The sequence below is a fragment of the Pseudorhodoplanes sinuspersici genome (genome assembly GCF_002119765.1).
In the GTDB taxonomy this organism is placed as follows: Bacteria; Pseudomonadota; Alphaproteobacteria; order Rhizobiales; family Xanthobacteraceae; genus Pseudorhodoplanes; species Pseudorhodoplanes sinuspersici.
This window is the reverse complement of the sequence record NZ_CP021112.1, coordinates 5331476-5346814: the sequence shown is the minus strand read 5'-3', so window position 1 is coordinate 5346814 and position 15339 is coordinate 5331476. Positions and strand designations below refer to the sequence as shown.

Annotated in this window: 19 protein-coding genes and 1 pseudogene; 16 read left to right on the top strand and 4 right to left on the bottom strand. The window is 60.9% G+C overall.

What is annotated here, in order from left to right; translation table 11 throughout:
* Positions 1-109: 109 nt before the first annotated feature.
* Complete coding sequence (locus tag CAK95_RS26085) at positions 110-424, top strand: YjiS-like domain-containing protein (protein ID WP_086090604.1); 315 nt, start codon at positions 110-112, stop codon at positions 422-424.
* Positions 425-569: 145 nt separating this feature from the next.
* Positions 570-677: pseudogene (locus CAK95_RS29425) on the top strand (3-methyl-2-oxobutanoate hydroxymethyltransferase); the annotation flags it as partial.
* Here CAK95_RS29425 and CAK95_RS26075 read toward each other — a convergent pair.
* From CAK95_RS26075 to CAK95_RS26060, 4 genes are all read right to left on the bottom strand, one after another.
* Positions 678-1064, bottom strand: a complete 387-nt coding sequence (locus CAK95_RS26075) for a RidA family protein (RefSeq protein WP_086090603.1) — start codon at positions 1062-1064, stop codon at positions 678-680.
* Positions 1054-2184: a DSD1 family PLP-dependent enzyme gene (locus CAK95_RS26070; RefSeq protein ID WP_198343770.1), complete on the bottom strand. Its 1131-nt coding sequence runs from the start codon at positions 2182-2184 to the stop codon at positions 1054-1056. The genes CAK95_RS26075 and CAK95_RS26070 overlap by 11 nt, the downstream gene beginning before the upstream one ends.
* A gap of 2 nt (positions 2185-2186) precedes the next feature.
* Positions 2187-3077: a tripartite tricarboxylate transporter substrate-binding protein gene (locus CAK95_RS26065; protein ID WP_198343769.1), complete on the bottom strand. Its 891-nt coding sequence runs from the start codon at positions 3075-3077 to the stop codon at positions 2187-2189.
* An 80-nt stretch (positions 3078-3157) separates the two neighbouring features.
* A complete protein-coding gene (locus CAK95_RS26060) occupies positions 3158-3787 on the bottom strand; it encodes an HAD-IA family hydrolase (protein ID WP_198343768.1) in 630 nt (209 codons plus the stop codon).
* Positions 3788-3857: 70 nt separating this feature from the next.
* On the opposite strand from CAK95_RS26060, the gene CAK95_RS26055 reads away from it, so the two are divergent.
* The 14 genes from CAK95_RS26055 (at position 3858) to sigJ (ending at position 15203) form a co-directional block, all read left to right on the top strand.
* Positions 3858-4769: a LysR family transcriptional regulator gene (locus tag CAK95_RS26055; protein ID WP_086090600.1), complete on the top strand. Its 912-nt coding sequence runs from the start codon at positions 3858-3860 to the stop codon at positions 4767-4769.
* A gap of 152 nt (positions 4770-4921) precedes the next feature.
* Complete coding sequence (gene panB / locus CAK95_RS26050) at positions 4922-5731, top strand: 3-methyl-2-oxobutanoate hydroxymethyltransferase (RefSeq protein ID WP_425349716.1); 810 nt, start codon at positions 4922-4924, stop codon at positions 5729-5731.
* Between the two features lie 164 nt (positions 5732-5895).
* Positions 5896-6546: a tetratricopeptide repeat protein gene (locus CAK95_RS26045; protein WP_086091672.1), complete on the top strand. Its 651-nt coding sequence runs from the start codon at positions 5896-5898 to the stop codon at positions 6544-6546.
* A 3-nt stretch (positions 6547-6549) separates the two neighbouring features.
* Positions 6550-7044 carry a hypothetical protein gene (locus tag CAK95_RS26040; protein WP_086090598.1) on the top strand — a complete coding sequence of 165 codons (495 nt, stop codon included), beginning with the start codon at positions 6550-6552 and terminating at the stop codon, positions 7042-7044.
* 64 nt (positions 7045-7108) lie between these two features.
* Positions 7109-8461: a ribosome biogenesis GTPase Der gene (der, locus tag CAK95_RS26035; RefSeq protein ID WP_086090597.1), complete on the top strand. Its 1353-nt coding sequence runs from the start codon at positions 7109-7111 to the stop codon at positions 8459-8461.
* Between the two features lie 316 nt (positions 8462-8777).
* Positions 8778-9071, top strand: a complete 294-nt coding sequence (locus CAK95_RS26030) for a GYD domain-containing protein (protein ID WP_086090596.1) — start codon at positions 8778-8780, stop codon at positions 9069-9071.
* 159 nt (positions 9072-9230) lie between these two features.
* A complete protein-coding gene (locus tag CAK95_RS26025) occupies positions 9231-9650 on the top strand; it encodes a hypothetical protein (RefSeq protein WP_086090595.1) in 420 nt (139 codons plus the stop codon).
* A gap of 204 nt (positions 9651-9854) precedes the next feature.
* On the top strand, positions 9855-10067 hold the full coding sequence (locus CAK95_RS26020; protein WP_147413542.1) for a hypothetical protein: 213 nt from the start codon (positions 9855-9857) through the stop codon (positions 10065-10067).
* 7 nt (positions 10068-10074) lie between these two features.
* Entirely contained in the window at positions 10075-11520 is a 1446-nt protein-coding gene (locus CAK95_RS26015) for a TolC family protein (RefSeq protein WP_086090593.1), read from the top strand.
* A gap of 20 nt (positions 11521-11540) precedes the next feature.
* Positions 11541-12932 (top strand): multicopper oxidase family protein, encoded by a 1392-nt coding sequence (locus tag CAK95_RS26010; RefSeq protein WP_086090592.1) that lies wholly within the window; start codon positions 11541-11543, stop codon positions 12930-12932.
* 9 nt (positions 12933-12941) lie between these two features.
* Positions 12942-13421, top strand: a complete 480-nt coding sequence (locus CAK95_RS26005; protein WP_086090591.1) for a cupredoxin domain-containing protein — start codon at positions 12942-12944, stop codon at positions 13419-13421.
* A 15-nt stretch (positions 13422-13436) separates the two neighbouring features.
* The gene (locus tag CAK95_RS26000) at positions 13437-13739 is read left to right on the top strand and encodes a copper-binding protein (protein WP_086090590.1); all 303 of its coding nucleotides are present in this window, start codon (positions 13437-13439) and stop codon (positions 13737-13739) included.
* A gap of 146 nt (positions 13740-13885) precedes the next feature.
* Positions 13886-14317, top strand: coding sequence for a carboxymuconolactone decarboxylase family protein (locus CAK95_RS25995; RefSeq protein ID WP_198343767.1), 432 nt, complete (start codon positions 13886-13888; stop codon positions 14315-14317).
* A gap of 1 nt (position 14318) precedes the next feature.
* Entirely contained in the window at positions 14319-15203 is an 885-nt protein-coding gene (gene sigJ, locus CAK95_RS25990; protein ID WP_086090588.1) for an RNA polymerase sigma factor SigJ, read from the top strand.
* Positions 15204-15339 lie beyond the last annotated feature (136 nt).

Genomic DNA, 15339 nt, shown 5'->3' with positions numbered 1-15339 from the left:
CATCCGGTCGCCAAATTCTATTCAAGCATCACGCAGATATCTTCATGCGCCGGGAAAACGTCCTGCCTCTAATCTGCGCCGTGCCAGTGGAGGCAAGCGCGGCGTTACGATGGATCAGAAATCCGACTACGAGAAGCTGCAGGCGGATCTGCGTTCAGGACGCATTGCGCCGTATGACCTCATATACCGCGCGCGTGTCGTTCGATCGCAGATGATCTTGCGCGATCTTCGCGCGTGTTTTGCGTCCATCAGGGTGTATCTCGCGCGCAGGATATCGCGGTTGCGCAAGCTGCAATCGCTGCGCGAACTGAATGGCTATGACGATCGGCTGCTGCGGGACATCGGCGTGACGCGCTACGATATCAATGCCGCCATCCGGTCTGTGCAACGGGATTGCGACGACATCGGACATGGCGAGAAGTGATCTCGCCGCGCATGGCTAACGGGGGGCCTCACCACGCTTGCCGGGTTGCCGCTGCTTTGTGATCCCTTCCCATCCTCCCGCCAATCCGCTAACTCGCTCTTCGGCTCATGCCTGTTCAGTCCCGACGGGGAGTAGCACCTGTGTCCGTCAGGGCCATGCGGTCATGCGTGGCTCAAAGCGGGCGCTGGTGGTGGTCGATATGCCGTTCGGCTCTTACGAGTCCTCGAAGGAGCAGGCCTTTGCCTCGGCGGCTTCAGATGGTTGCCACGGCTTCGATCTCGACACGAAAGCCGTAATGCAACGTCGGGACGGGAACGACCGCGCGGGCTGGCCGGACGGCGCCGATCCATTCGGAATAGAGTTTGTCGAAGACCGGCCAGTCATTGATGTCCGTGACGTAGACGCGAACATGAATGAGCTTGTCGACAACGCTGTTTGCCGCCTTCAAGGCCGTCGCGAGATTGGCCAATGCCTGACGCACTTGGGTCTGAAAGTCCTTGTCAGCAAGCCTCTCACCATTGGCGGAGATCGGCAATTGTCCAGACACAAAAACAAGAGCACCGGCTTTCACAGCATGACTGTAGTGCCCGCCAGGAGCCGCCATTCCGTGAGGTTCCAGGTAATCAATGTCACCAGCCATTAAACCTCCGCCACGTTTCAATGCCGTTGCCCGTGGCGGCATGATATTCGGAGAATTGCGCTCCGGTTGCACAGGCGTGATTCGGGAGTATTCGAAGTCGTGTGCCGATCGGGAAGCGATTTTCAAGAGAGATGAGACGTCCGTTCGTCGCGGCGAGGATACCATGTTCCTGATTTGCCGCGATCATGACCAAGTCTCCCTTGAGCAGGTGCCCCTCTAAGTCGCACGCGATCCCGTATCCGTAATCATGGCGCTGACGAGCAGTGCCGCGGTCTCGGCTCATCGCCATCCATCCGGCATCGACGATGATCCAGCCTTTTTCCGACTGATGGCCCACCACGGTCGTCAGCACGGAAAGGGCAATATCGTCAATCGCGCAGACGCCGACATTCGTCATGAACAGATCGAAGAACACATATACGCCGCAGCGCACTTCCGTAACGCCGTCCAAGGCGCGGGCGGACAGCGCTGTCGGGGTGGATCCGACGCTCACGACCGGGCAGGGAAGGCCAGCAGCACGAAGCCGTTCGGCCGCGCGCACGCTCAAGGTACGCTCCTGCTCCGCCAAGCGCTCCAAGGCCTCGGGATCGTTGAGTTCATAGGAATTGCCGGCATGAGTCAGCACGCCGCAAAGTGTGGCGCCACCGGCGTGAAGAATGCGACCGATCTCGATGAGCCGCTCATCCTCGGGGCCCACACCTGAGCGGTGCCCGTCAGTATCGACTTCGATCAGGACTTCGAAAGGATCGCGATGCGACTGCGCCTCGACGACGGCTAGCGCAGCCTCGACCGAGTCGACCAGAATTTTGAGACGGCAGCCCTGATCGCGCAGTCCTTGGGCCCGGCGGAGCCTGTGCGGAGCGATGCAGACCGCGTAGAGAATGTCGTCGTAGCCCGCGGCAAAAAACTCCTCGGCTTCGCGCAGGGTCGAGACGGTGATGCCGTTCGCGCCAGCGGCGCGCTGCCTGTCGGCAACAGCGACGCATTTGGTCGTCTTGACGTGGGGACGGAAAGTGACGCCCAAAGCATTCATCCGGTCCTGCATGCGGGCGATATTGCGCTGCATGCGTGCAACGTCGACGACGGCAGCGGGCGTTTCAATAACCGAGAGAGAGATCATGTTTAGTCCAGATATTCACCCTTGGCGCGCAATACTGGTACGTCGTGCTCCAGCCCTCGAGCGATCAGCGCGCTGACGGCACCGGGCTCGAGATCCGCTCCCCTTGGCAGTTCGACACCAACGGCCGTCATTTGCCGCATGACATCCGGGTCGGCGAGTGCTGAGCGCAAGGCGTCATTTAATTTCTGACGCACCGGCGCGGGCGTTCCCTTCCGCACGAAGATCGCGTTCCAGGAGCGGAGGTTTACGCCCGGATAGCCGGCGGCTGCCGCAGTGGACACGCCAGGCGCCTGCGGCAGGGGCTGATCGCTCAGCGCTGCAATTGCCTTGATCGTTCCGCCGGACACTTGGGGCAGCGCAGTGGTGGTCTGGTCGCACATGAAGTCCACGTGACCACCCATGAGATCGTTCATCGCTGGGGCGACGCCGCGATATGGAACGTGGGTGATATTCAGTTTCAGGTTCGACAGCAGCAGAACGCAGGCATAATGCGAAATCGATCCAATGCCGGCGCTGCCATAGGTGAGTTTCGCGCGGTTGGCGCGGGCATAGGTGACGAAGTCCTGTAGATTGGACGCCGGCAAGTCCAACTTCGCGACAAGAAGCGTGGAGGCCATCCCAGCGAGACCCACGGGCTCGAAGTCGGCGACAGGGTCGTAAGGCAGGTGCTTGAAGAGTGCGACGTTCGCGACGTGTGTGCCGATGGTGCCAAAGCCGAGCAAGTATCCGTCCGCAGGCGCCTTCAGCAACTTCGTCAGGCCGATGGTGCCACTGGCGCCGCCGATATTTTCCACCACGACGGATTGCTTCAAGTTGACAGCCATAGCCTGAGCCACTGCCCGGCCAAGTGCATCACTCGGACCACCGGCGGGAAACGGAATGATCAGCGTCAATTGCTTCTCGGGAAACGCCTGAGCCGTCGCCGCAGAGAGGTTCAATCCGACCACGAATAATGCCGCTAACGTGCGAGATATCATGAAAAGTCCTCCAGCCAGGGAATGAGGTCATCGAGGTTCGCGGATTCTCTCTCCGCGACCGGCGCGCCATTGGGACGCGCTAGGCCCACGCGGTTGTGCCAGTAGGTGCGTAGTCCGACCGCTGAGGTGCCGATGAGGTCATAGCCGGAGCCTGCGACAAACGCTGCGTCCGCGGCCGACACGCCCAGCCTGTCCAAAGCCAGTCGATAGGGGCGGATGTCGGGCTTGTAATATCCGGCCTCCTCCGCGGTGATCACGACATCCCATTGCGTGCGGAGGCGGGCGGCTGCCATGCGTCCAAGACGCGTTGAGCAATTGGTGACGACTGCCAGGCGCGTTCGTCCGGCCAGCCGGTCGAGCGCAGCCTGCGCGCCGCTCCAAACCGGGAGGGACTGCCAATTTGCTTCGAGGGTGTTTGCCACCGACGGAGCGAGACCGGTCGTGCGCGCAGCCTGGCGGACCAGATCCTCATACGGGACGTAACTCCCGCAACCATAAGTCAGGCGGAGATATTCGGCCCTCCAGGCTCTGCCCGCTGCTTCGGATCCGGCGGAGGCATTCCAGAGGCTCCAAGAATCGAGGAGCGCGGTGAGAAGATCGAAAAGAACGGCGCGTGGCATGGTCATGCCAAACATCTATCATCCCGATGATCAATTGTGTTTAATCAGAATTATCTCTTCCCTTCAGAGAAATTGAATGATCGCGCTTGAGGATCTGCGGTTTGTGGTGGCCCTGAGTCGGACCGGCTCGCTAAGCGCGGCGGCGAGGGCGCTCGATGTCACGCCCCCGGCTCTTTCTATGAGATTGAAGAAGCTGGAGGCTGTTCTCGGGGTCAATCTTGTCGTTCGCAATTCCCGTGGACTGCGCTTCACGTCGGAAGGCGAACAGCTTGTCCATGAAGCCCAGTCGCTGTTGGCGCGTATCGATGGGCTGCAGGACAGTCTCAGCGGTGGCGTATTTGCTGGGCCCCTACGGGTTGTCGCGCCGTTTGGCTTTGGCAGGATCCATGTCGCGCCCGTTATGGCGGCATTCATTCGCGACTACCCGCAAGTGCGTGCGACGTTGGATCTTTCCGAAGCGCCCTGGAATAGCAATATCGAGGCTGACGTCGTCATCCATATTGGAACAGTGCGGGATTCCTCGTGGGTTGCTCATCTCCTTGCCCGCAACGCCCGCTGGGTATGCGCCAGTCCCGGCTATCTTCGACGACGCGGAACGCCGTCACATCCTCGGGAGCTGGCGCAGCATGCCTGTCTCTCCGTTCGCGAAAACGACGAGGACGTAACGCTGTGGCGTTACAAAAACATCCACACATCATCCCGCCGATCAGAGGCGCTTCGAATAACTCCGGCACTCACGAGCAACAACGGCGAGGTTGTCCGCGAATGGGCCGTCGCGGGGTTGGGCGTCGCTCTCAGGTCTGAATGGGACGCGGCGCCATCCGTCAAACGTGGCGAACTGCGCCGGCTGTTTGTTGGATATGAGTTCGAAGGCGCCGACATTCTGGCTTTGGTGCCGACGCGTCGCGGCGTCTCAGCGCGTGTTTCGCATTTTGTTGAAAGCCTGAAGACTCGCTTTCAACCAAAGCCGCCTTGGCGAAGGATTTGACAGTGTGACCAGCCGCTACACGGACTGCGCTCGCAACGGCAGAATGGGAAGGGTGCATTTGCCCGCACCCTTCCCATTCCGCTGCTAATCCGCTAACCGCATTCCCGACAACGCCCTGCCGGGGAGTAGCACCTGTGTCCGTCCAGCAAGAGATGAGGCGCCTGACCGCGCCCGACATTCGTGCCCGCAAGGGCGGCGATCCGATCGTGATGCTCACGTCGTATCACGCGCATACCGCCCGCGTGGCCGACCAGCATTGCGACGTGCTTCTGGTCGGCGACTCGCTCGGCATGGTCATGCACGGGCTGGAGACGACCATCCCGGTGACGCTCGACATGATGATCCTGCAGGGCCATGCGGTCATGCGTGGCTCAAAGCGGGCGCTGGTGGTGGTCGATATGCCGTTTGGCTCTTACGAGTCCTCGAAGGAACAGGCCTTTGCCTCGGCGGCGCGGGTGCTGAAGGAGACCGGCTGCGGCGCCATCAAGCTGGAAGGCGGGCAGCGCATGGCCGAGACCATCCGCTTCCTGGTCGAACGCGGCGTGCCGGTGATGGCGCATGTCGGCCTGACGCCACAGGCGATCAACACCATCGGCTCGTTCAAGGCGCAGGGCCGGGAAGAGGCGGACTGGGCACCGATCGAGGCCGACGCCAGGGCGGTGTCGGATGCTGGCGCCTTCTCGGTGGTGATCGAGGCCGTGGCCGAGCCGCTGGCCCGCAAGATCACCGGCCAGGTGCCGATCCCGACCATCGGCATTGGCGCAAGCCCGGCCTGCGACGGCCAGGTCCTGGTCATGGAGGACATGCTGGGCCTGACCCCGCGGGTGCCGAAATTCGTCAAGCGCTATGGCGATCTCGGGCCCGGTATCGAGAAGGCCATCGCCAGCTATGCCGAGGAGGTCCGCTCGCGGGCGTTCCCGGCGGCCGACCACGTCTATGGGATGAAGCCGAAGAAGGGTTGAACGTCGGCGAGCAATCGGCCCTCGCGTTCGGGCAAAAGGTATTCTACGAGGATTAACGACGGTGGCAGAGGGCCTTTGCCTTGCCCACGCCACATCGTTATTTTACGCAACTTTCACATAAGCCGGCCCGTATGCTCGGCTCAAAGCTTCCCGGGGACAAGCGCTTGGCCGATATCTTTCACGAAGTCGATGAGGAAATCAGGCGCGAGCGCCTGAAGCGGATCTGGGACCGCTATGGCGGGCTGATTCTCGCTGTCCTGGTGCTGGTGGTGGCCGGCATCGGCGGCTGGCGCGGCTGGGAATACTATCAAAATCAAAGGGCTGCGGACAGCGGCGCACAATTCGAAGCAGCCATGGCGCTGGCCGAAGGCGGCAAGCTGCAGGAGGCCGAACAGGCTTTCGCCAAGATCGCCGCCGACGGCACATCCGGCTATCGCCTGCTGGCCCAGTTGCGCGAAGCCGAGGCAATGGCGCCCCGCGACCGCGCCGCGGCGGTTGCGGTATTCGACAAGGTCGCCGCGGATGCGTCCGCAGGCACCCGTTTCCAGGATCTGGCGTCGGTGCGCGCAGGCTTCCTGCTGGTCGATAATGCGGCATTCGCCGACATGGAAAAGCGTCTTGAGACCGCCAGTGGCGCGCAGCGTCCGTTCCGGCATAGCGCGCGGGAATTGCTGGCACTTTCGGCTTTCAAGGCCGGCGATGTGCAGGGCCTGCGGCGCTGGGCGGATATGATCAACGGCGATGCCGAAAGCCCGGCTGCCATGCGCGCGCGCATCGAGGCTTTGCTGGCCTTGTCGAACGTCGCTAAGGGATAAGACATGGCCGTGCGACGCAGTCTCTTCGCTTTGCCTTTGCTCTGCCTGAGCCTGGCACTGGCTGGCTGCGAGAATATGGACCCCGCTTACTGGCTTCCCGACAACAAAAAGAAATTGCCGGGCGAGCGGCGCGAGGTTTTCCCGGAAGGAATTCCAGGCGTCGTGCAGGGCGTGCCGCCGGAGCTGATCAAGGGCAACGCCGCCAATCAGGCCGAAACCGATGCCGCGGTCGCTCCGCCGCCCGAGCAGCCCCCTGTGGAGGAAAAGCCAAGGCCGGCTGCCCGGCGGAAGGTCGTGCGGCCGATCCAGCCGCCGCCGGAAAATGCCCAGCCGCAGCAGCAGGCGCAGCCACGTCAGCAACCTCCCGCCGCCCAACAAGCCCAGCCCGCTCAGTCCGGAGGCGCCTGGCCGTCACCACAGGCCGCACAGCAGCAGCAACAAGCACCGGCCGCGTCTGCCTGGCCGTCACCGCCGGCGTCCGGCACGTTCACACGCTAACGCTATCTTTCACACGCCGGCACTATTTTGCGCGGGACACAAAGCCCGCGGGTAAGATGGCTTTATGAATCTCACCATCGCGATCATCGGCCGTCCAAATGTCGGCAAATCGACGCTGTTCAATCGCCTGGTCGGCCGACGGCTGGCGCTGGTCGACGATTCGCCGGGGGTGACGCGCGACCGCCGCGAGGGGCAGGGACGGCTCGGCGATCTCGATTTCACCATCGTCGATACGGCGGGGCTGGAAGAGGCGGCACCACAAAGCCTTGCGGGGCGGATGCTGTCACAGACAAAGGCTGCGATCGGGGACGCCGATGCAATCTTTTTCGTGTTCGATTCCCGCACCGGATTGCTGCCGGCGGACAAGGTTTTTGCCGATGTTGTCCGAAAGTCCGGCAAGCCCGTTGTTCTGATCGCCAACAAAAGTGAAGGCAAAGCTGGCGAAGCGGGGGCGATGGAAGCCTATTCGCTTGGCCTTGGCGATCCGGTTTTATTGTCCGCAGAACACGGCGAAGGTCTTGGTGATCTGTACGATGCTCTGCGGAATGTCTGCGACGTTCGGCCTCCCTCCGATGAGTCAGAACAAGAGGACGACCAGAACATTGCGCGACCGATCCGCGTCGCCGTTGTCGGCCGTCCGAATGCCGGCAAATCGACACTGGTCAATCGCCTGCTCGGGGAAGAAAGGCTGCTGACCGGACCGGAAGCCGGCATCACCCGCGATTCGATTTCCGTCCCGCTCGAATGGCACGGGCAGAAATTTCTGTTCCACGACACTGCTGGCATGCGACGCAAGTCGCGGATCGATGAGAAGCTGGAAAAACTTGCGGTTTCCGACACGCTCGAATCTATCCGCTTCGCCGACGTGGTGATCGTGTTGATGGATGCTGCGCAAGCCTTCGAGGAGCAGGACCTGCGCATCGCCGATCTGGTCGAGCGGGAAGGGCGCGCACTCGTCATCGGCATGAACAAATGGGATCTGAAGGACGATCGCCATGCGGCCGGCAAATTGCGGCAGGAAGTCGATCACTGGCTGCCGCAGGTGAGAGGTGTGCCGATTGTTGCGATGTCCGGCATGACCGGCGAAGGTCTCGACCGATTGATGCGCGCGGTGATCGACGCGCATACGATCTGGAACAAGCGCGTGACGACATCACAACTCAATCGCTGGTTCGAGGACACGATCGCCTCGCATCCGCCGCCGGCGGTGTCGGGGCGGCGATTGAAATTGAACTACATCACGCAGGCCAAGGCGCGACCGCCGAGCTTCGTGATCTTCTGCACGCGCGCCGACGCGGTGCCGGATTCGTACAAGCGCTATCTCGCCAACGAAATGCGCGAAGCTTTCGATCTGCCCGGCACGCCGATCCGGCTGACGTTGCGGGAGAAGAAGAACCCTTATGCAACACGCAAGTGAGTTGGAGGCGCAGCGGTCACAGACCTCTCATCATCGTGATTGAGCAAGCGCCTGTGATTTCTATCCGGCTGTCCCTCTCCAGGTTGTGACCCCGTATCTGCAGGCGGCGGTGTAGTATTCTGATGGGCTGCCCTTCCTGGATGGAGCGTGCCGAAGCTCCAGTCGGTGTCAAACGGTAGCGATTGTGCCGTCGGCAGGCGCTGTTTTCCTGAGACTACTGTCTTTTAGGGTCTCGATCACGATCCGGATTCCATGACGCTTACGTCCCGCTTGAGCCGCGGGCGACAACCATTCTGAGCACCAGATGGAGGATCGAATGCCGACCTTTATATTGTCGCTCAACTGGACTGACCAAGGCATCCGTGCGGTCAAAGACGTTCCCAAACGAGCCGAAGCGGCTCGCGATCTTGCCAAGAAAGTGGGAGTGGACATCAAGGAAGTCTATCTCACCTCCGGCGACAGGGACCTCGTTGTTATTGTCGAGGCCCCGGACGGAAATAACGTGACCAAATTCGCGCTGGCACTTGGCTCGCAGGGAAACGTGCGCACTAGCACGGCAAGAGCCTGGCCGCAGTCGGAATTTCAAAAGCTCATATCCGAACTGCCATAACAATTCGGAGACGGATGGGCCGAATTTGGCACGTGAGGAGAGCAGACGGGCGCACGCAAGAGGCGTCGTCCGGCGCGGAATTTTGCGATGCCGGTAAGTTATTGCTGTTGTCTGTGACTGTGGTCGAAAAACATCTGGTGGATCGAGAGGCGATTCACTATGGTTTCCACCATGTGGGTCTCATTGCGCAAAATCCCGATCTTCGCGATTTGCCTGTCGTTGGCGGTCGCAAACGGCTTTATGCCGCGGCATGCACATGCGATGACCAAGGTCGGGCCTGCCGCGACCCAGCATGCGTATGGCGATCACGATCGTGCCCATCACGATCATAGCGCTGCGAGCAAGGACCATCACGAACACGATCATGGGCTTACCGGCAACGCCGATGATACCAACGATATGCCGGGCAAATCGAAGAGCCTGACTGACAATTGCTGCGTGGCGTCGTGTTCAGCGATTGCGCTGATTTTTGCGATCATCGAATTGTCGACCGTCCCTCTGGGGACAGCATTCGTGTCACCGCGCGAGAATTCTCTCGTGATGGCCGCGCGCTCGACGGATGTTCCGCCGCCTCGGTGATACTCGCAACAGGATGATTCCGTCTGCCGGTGGCTGTTAATGGCTCGCCTGCGGGAGTCGCGTATGCGGGTCTTCGTTCACAACGAATGAGTGAACCGGTTTAGGGTGTCTCTCGCCCTAATCCGTGCGCCGTCATTGGAATCCGCTGCGTTCGTCGCTGGAGGCGTCAGCCCTCCGGCATGCCGACCTCTGCGAGATATGATCATGAGATATCTGTCGATTGGCTTGCTGCTGTTCGTGGCCGCCTGCAAAGCCTACTCTTCCCCCGTTGCGGGCACCGATCCCGCTGATCCTGCGGCTCGCGTCGCTCCGCTGCGGTATCAAGCCGCTCTCGGTACGTATGTCAGCCAGCGTCCCGTCGCGCCGGGCGACTGGCGCGAGCAGAACCGCCGCGTCACGCCGCCTTCGCAGCAGTGAGGATGCGATGAAATCGGTTCACACTCTCTCGCCTTGGCGAAAGCAGATCACATGCGTCGTTCTTACAGGCCTGCTGCTCTCCGGCTGCAAAGCGTTTTCACCGGATGGCGGCATGGATCTGGTTGCGTCGGTCGCGTCACAGGATCTGCAGAAGGATGTTGCCATCATCGCAACGGCGGATCAGGCCGAGCAAATCCAGTCTCGCATCGACGGCCTGTTGCGCAAGCCGCTCACGGCTGACAGTGCGGTGCAGATCGCGCTTCTCAACAATCGCGGCTTGCAGGCTGCCTACAACGCCCTCGGCATTGCCGAAGCGGAGATGGTGAGCGCGAGCCTGCCGCCGGCGCCAACGGTGTCGCTGGAAAGGCTGGTCAGTCCGTTCGAGCGCGAAATCGAGTGGCGCATCATTGGCAATATCGTTGCACTCGTGACATTGCCGGCGCGTGCCTCGATTGCCGCGGATCGCTTCGAGCAGGCGAGGCTGCAGGCGGTGGAAGCGACGTTGCGGCTCGCGGCGGAAACACGGCGCAACTATTACCGCGTGGTCGCGGCGCGTCAGCTTGCCGCCTATCTCGATCAATCGAAGGGCGCGGCCGAAGCCGCAACCAAGACGGCCCGCCAGCTCGGCGAGACCGGCGCCATGAACAAGATCGATCAGGCGCGCGAGCAGGTTTTCTATGCGGATGTCACCGCCCAACTCGGCCTCGCACGCCAGCGCATGGAGACCGAGCGCGAACGGCTGATCCGCACGATGGGATTGTGGGGGCGTAACCTGTCTTTCATCTTGCCGGGCACGCTGCCGGCCTTGCCGCGCAAGCCCTATGCGCAGCCCACCATCGAAATGGAGGCCGTGGCGCGGCGCGTCGACATTCAGTCGGCGCGCATCGAGCTTGCGGCACTCGCCAAGACCTACGGGCTCACCGAAGCCTCGCGCTTCGTCAATCTGCTGGAATTGTCCGGTATCCGGAAGACCAAGCAGAGCCGTTCGACCGGAGAGAAGGAAATATCGCGCGGCTTCGAGGCCGATCTGCAGATTCCGATCTTCGATCTGGGCGAAACGCGCGTGCGGGCGGCCGAGCAGACCTACATGCAGGCGGTCAATCGCCTTGCCGAAAAGGCGGTGAATGCGCGGTCGGAGGCACGCGAAGCCTATCGCCGCTATCGCGCCAGTTACGATATCGCCCGCCACTTTCGCGATGAGGTCGTGCCGCTGCGCAAGATCATCTCGGATGAAACGCTGCTTCGCTACAACGCTATGCTGATCGACGTGTTCGATGTTCTGATCGAAGCGCGTCAGCGGCTGGCGGCGAACGGCCAAGCGATCGAAGCGCAACGCGATTTCTGGCTCGCGAGCGTCGACATGCATGTGGCGATTACAGGTGGTGGTGGAGCAGGCGGTGATGCTCCGCAAAGCATGGCAGCTGCGCCTTCCGGCGGCAGCGCCGGACACTGATCCGCAAGAAGGAGACGATCATGATTTCAAGACGCGGATTCCTCGGAACCTCGGCCGCCGTGCTGGCTGGCGCGAGTGCGGTGAGCGGGCGCGTGCAGGCTGCCTCGATTCCGGAAGCGGCCACGACCGACATCAACATCATGCAGCAACCGCTGGCACCCTCGGGCGGGCAAGACTATCAGCCGGTGGCGACGCTCAATGGCTGGACGTTGCCGTGGCGGATGAATGGCGACTGGAAGGAGTTTCATCTCGTCGCCGAGCCGGTGGTGCGCGAATTCGCTCCCGGCATGACAGGAAATCTCTGGGGCTATAACGGTCAGTCGCCCGGCCCGACCATCGAGGCGGTGGAAGGCGACAAGGTCCGCATCTTCGTCACCAACAAGCTGCCGGAGCACACAACCATACACTGGCACGGCATGTTGTTGCCGAACGGGATGGACGGCGTCGGCGGCGTGACGCAGCCGCACATCAAACCGGGTCAAACTTTCGTCTATGAATTCGTGCTGAAGAAGAGCGGCACCTTCATGTATCACCCGCACGCCGACGAAATGGTGCAGATGGCGATGGGCATGATGGGGATGTTCATCGTGCATCCGCGCGATCCGGCCTATATGCGCGTCGACCGCGATTTCGTCTTTCTTCTGAGTTCCTACGACATCGAGCCTGGGAGCTACATGCCGAAGGTCTCGGAGATGACCGACTTCAACATGTGGACGTTCAATACGCGCGTGTTTCCGGGCATCGATCACCTCGCCGTCAGGAAAGGTGATCGGGTGCGGGTGAGAGTCGGTAATCTCACCATGACCAATCATCCGATCCACATGCACGGCTATGACTTCGAAGTCACGTGCACCGATGGTGGATGGGTGCGGCCGGAGGCGCGCTGGCCCGAGGTGACGATCGACATTCCGGTCGGCGCGATGCGGGCCTATGAATTCGTTGCCGATGAGCCGGGCGACTGGGCGCTGCATTGTCACAAGTCGCACCACACCATGAATGCGATGGGGCACAACGTCCGCAACTTCATCGGCACGCGCCAGCGCGACCTTGTGAAGGCGGTGCGGCGACTGGCCCCGGATTACATGGCGATGGGTTCGGCCGGCATGGCGGAAATGGGTGAGATGGAAATGCCCATGCCCGACAACACGTTGCCGATGATGACGGGGTTTGGACAATTTGGCCCGATCGAGATGGGTGGCATGTTCACGGTGGTGAAGGTTCGCGAAGGGTTGGCGCGCGACGATTACAAGGATCCCGGCTGGTTCAAACACCCTGAAGGCACGGTGGCTTATCAAGTGGCCAATGCGGCGCCATCGCCGGTACGCCCAGCCGCAAGCCCCCAAAGCGGCAAACCAAACGTCAACGTCATCAAGCCAGGCAGCCAAAAGGGCGGCCATTCCGGACATCACTGAGAGGATCAAATGATAAAGTCTTGTCCTATCGCCTTCGCGGTAACGGCGCTCATCATATCGTCACAGGTGGCGATTGCCGATCCGGGTCATTCGCATGGTTATGGCGGCTTCTCCGCCGGAGAGCCTGGCAACGCCAAACGCGCTGCGCGCGTTGTTCAGGTGACGATGCGCGAAAGCGACGGAAAGATGGTGTTCGTGCCCGAACGCGTTGAGGTAAAGCGTGGCGAGCAGATCCGCTTCGTGCTGCGCAATAATGGCGCATTGGAGCACGAATTCGTGCTCGCCTCGCGCGAGGACAATCTAAAGCACGCTGAGGAGATGAAGAAGAATCCGGAAATGGAGCATGACGACCCGAATGCGAAACGGTTGCAGCCAAGGAAGCGAGGCGAACTGGTGTGGCGTTTCACCAAAGCGGGCGAGTTCGAATACGGTTGTTTGATTCCGGGCCACCGCGAGGCCGGAATGATCGGCACTGTCGTTGTGAAATAGTTGAAAGGAGACGACATGAAGAAAACGACAATCGCTATGGTTCTGTCATACGCATTGCTGACAACAGCCGCGACGGGCGCCTTTGCGCAGTCCGGTCTGGTGGACGGTCAGGTCACCAAGGTGGACGCATCGGCCGGCAAGCTCACGATCAAGCATGGGCCGCTGAAGAAACTGGGCATGGACGAGGGCATGACGATGGTGTTCCGCGCCCAGGATCCCGCGATGCTCAAAGCGGTAAAGGTCGGTGACAAGATCAAGTTCGACGCCGACAAGGTCAACGGGCAGTTCACGGTGACGAAGATCGAGAAGACCAAGTAAGTCGTCCCCGCGGTGCCGGACACAATGCGCCGGCACCGCGAGGTTTTGCGGTAAAATGATCCGCTCAAAAAAATCCGCCCGCCATGTCACAGGCGGCGGGGTCCGATCGTCATGAGGCCATAAGGCAATGATGAAAGGGAACTATCATGAGCGACACCAGAACCGTCAAATTCGAGCAGGAAATCCCGGACGTGATCGCGGCCATGGTCGAAGTGCACAAGGTCATGAATGGGCACAATCTCGACCATAAAATCCGGCATCTCGTGCATCTGCGGGCCTCACAGATGAATGGCTGTGCCCACTGCATCAAGATGCATACGCGCGAAGCCCGCGAGGACGGCGAGACCAACGAGCGGCTCGATCGCGTGATCGTCTGGAACCACGTGTCGGATTTCGACGAGCGTGAGAAGGCGGCTTTGGCCTGGACGGAGGCCCTGACCGAGATCAATTCGAAGACAGATCTCGGGGCTCTGCGCGCACGGCTGCGGCAGCATTTTTCTGACAAGGAGATCGGGGCGCTGACGGCGGAAGTGGCCGGGATCAACTTCTGGAACCGCTTGGGAGTGGCGAGACACTGATATGCGCAGTCTTGACCACCTGCAGATCTTCGAGATGGCGCGCCCCAGATTGCTGGGGCTCGCCTATCGCATCCTCGGCTCGCGCGCCGATGCCGAGGATGCGGTGCAGGATACGTTCCTGAAATGGCAGAATGCGGATGTTGCTTCGATCGACAATCCATCGGCATGGCTGACGACGATCTGCACGCGCCATTGCCTCGATTTGTTGCGCGCCGCGCATCGTTCGCGCGTCAATTATGTCGGCTCATGGCTGCCCGAGCCGATCCATCTCGCCGTGGACAATGAAGCAGAAAAGAATGCCGAGCTCAGTTCGTCGCTGACGACGGCTTTTCTCCTGATCCTCGAAAGGCTGACGCCAAAGGAACGCGCGGCCTATCTGCTGCACGAAATCTTCGAGATGCCTTATCCGCAGATCGCCTCGACGCTGGATCTGGAAGAAGCAGCCTGCCGCCAGCTGGTGTCGCGTGCGAAACAGCATATCGATCAAGCCAGGGTGCGGCATGTGGCACCGGCACAGCGTCAGGAGGAATTGCTGTCGGCTTTTCAGGTTGCGATTACGAAGGGCGAGACCGCACAGCTTGCGGCCCTGCTATCAGACGATATTCGCTTCACCTCCGACGGTGGCGGCAAGGTCACGGCATTGCTGGAAGTCTTGCACGGCAAGGCCGATGTGATGGCCTTTATCCGGCGTTTGCATAGTTTTTGGACCAACTTCGAGTGGCGCGACGTCAATATCAACGGCGCCCGCGGCGTGCTGATCCTCGAGAATGGCGCGGTGAATGCCGCAATCTCCTTCGCCTATGATGAGGCGGACCGGTTGTCGGATATCTATGTCGTGCGCAATCCGGATAAGCTCGCCATGCTGGATGTCGTCGCGATCCAATGATCTGGAGACGTTTCCTGTCATAGTCGTGGCGAAATTGCGCCCGATAGGATATCCGCAACGTTTCATTGACGATGTCAGTTCGTCGGGATGCGAAATCGCAGCCGGCATCACGTCATTGTTTGCAAATCGTCTTGAC

Excerpts from the sequence above, each read along its gene's own strand:
- CAK95_RS26085 (WP_086090604.1), top strand. The coding sequence starts at position 110 with ATGGATCAGAAATCCGACTACGAGAAGCTGCAGGCGGATCTGCGTTCA.
- CAK95_RS26075 (WP_086090603.1), bottom strand. The coding sequence starts at position 1,064 with ATGGCTGGTGACATTGATTACCTGGAACCTCACGGAATGGCGGCTCCT.
- CAK95_RS26070 (WP_198343770.1), bottom strand. The coding sequence starts at position 2,184 with ATGATCTCTCTCTCGGTTATTGAAACGCCCGCTGCCGTCGTCGACGTT.
- CAK95_RS26060 (WP_198343768.1), bottom strand. The coding sequence starts at position 3,787 with ATGACCATGCCACGCGCCGTTCTTTTCGATCTTCTCACCGCGCTCCTC.
- CAK95_RS26055 (WP_086090600.1), top strand. The coding sequence starts at position 3,858 with ATGATCGCGCTTGAGGATCTGCGGTTTGTGGTGGCCCTGAGTCGGACC.
- panB (WP_425349716.1), top strand. The coding sequence starts at position 4,922 with ATGAGGCGCCTGACCGCGCCCGACATTCGTGCCCGCAAGGGCGGCGAT.
- CAK95_RS26040 (WP_086090598.1), top strand. The coding sequence starts at position 6,550 with ATGGCCGTGCGACGCAGTCTCTTCGCTTTGCCTTTGCTCTGCCTGAGC.
- der (WP_086090597.1), top strand. The coding sequence starts at position 7,109 with ATGAATCTCACCATCGCGATCATCGGCCGTCCAAATGTCGGCAAATCG.
- CAK95_RS26030 (WP_086090596.1), top strand. The coding sequence starts at position 8,778 with ATGCCGACCTTTATATTGTCGCTCAACTGGACTGACCAAGGCATCCGT.
- CAK95_RS26025 (WP_086090595.1), top strand. The coding sequence starts at position 9,231 with ATGGTTTCCACCATGTGGGTCTCATTGCGCAAAATCCCGATCTTCGCG.
- CAK95_RS26020 (WP_147413542.1), top strand. The coding sequence starts at position 9,855 with ATGAGATATCTGTCGATTGGCTTGCTGCTGTTCGTGGCCGCCTGCAAA.
- CAK95_RS26015 (WP_086090593.1), top strand. The coding sequence starts at position 10,075 with ATGAAATCGGTTCACACTCTCTCGCCTTGGCGAAAGCAGATCACATGC.
- CAK95_RS26010 (WP_086090592.1), top strand. The coding sequence starts at position 11,541 with ATGATTTCAAGACGCGGATTCCTCGGAACCTCGGCCGCCGTGCTGGCT.
- CAK95_RS26005 (WP_086090591.1), top strand. The coding sequence starts at position 12,942 with ATGATAAAGTCTTGTCCTATCGCCTTCGCGGTAACGGCGCTCATCATA.
- CAK95_RS26000 (WP_086090590.1), top strand. The coding sequence starts at position 13,437 with ATGAAGAAAACGACAATCGCTATGGTTCTGTCATACGCATTGCTGACA.
- CAK95_RS25995 (WP_198343767.1), top strand. The coding sequence starts at position 13,886 with ATGAGCGACACCAGAACCGTCAAATTCGAGCAGGAAATCCCGGACGTG.
- sigJ (WP_086090588.1), top strand. The coding sequence starts at position 14,319 with ATGCGCAGTCTTGACCACCTGCAGATCTTCGAGATGGCGCGCCCCAGA.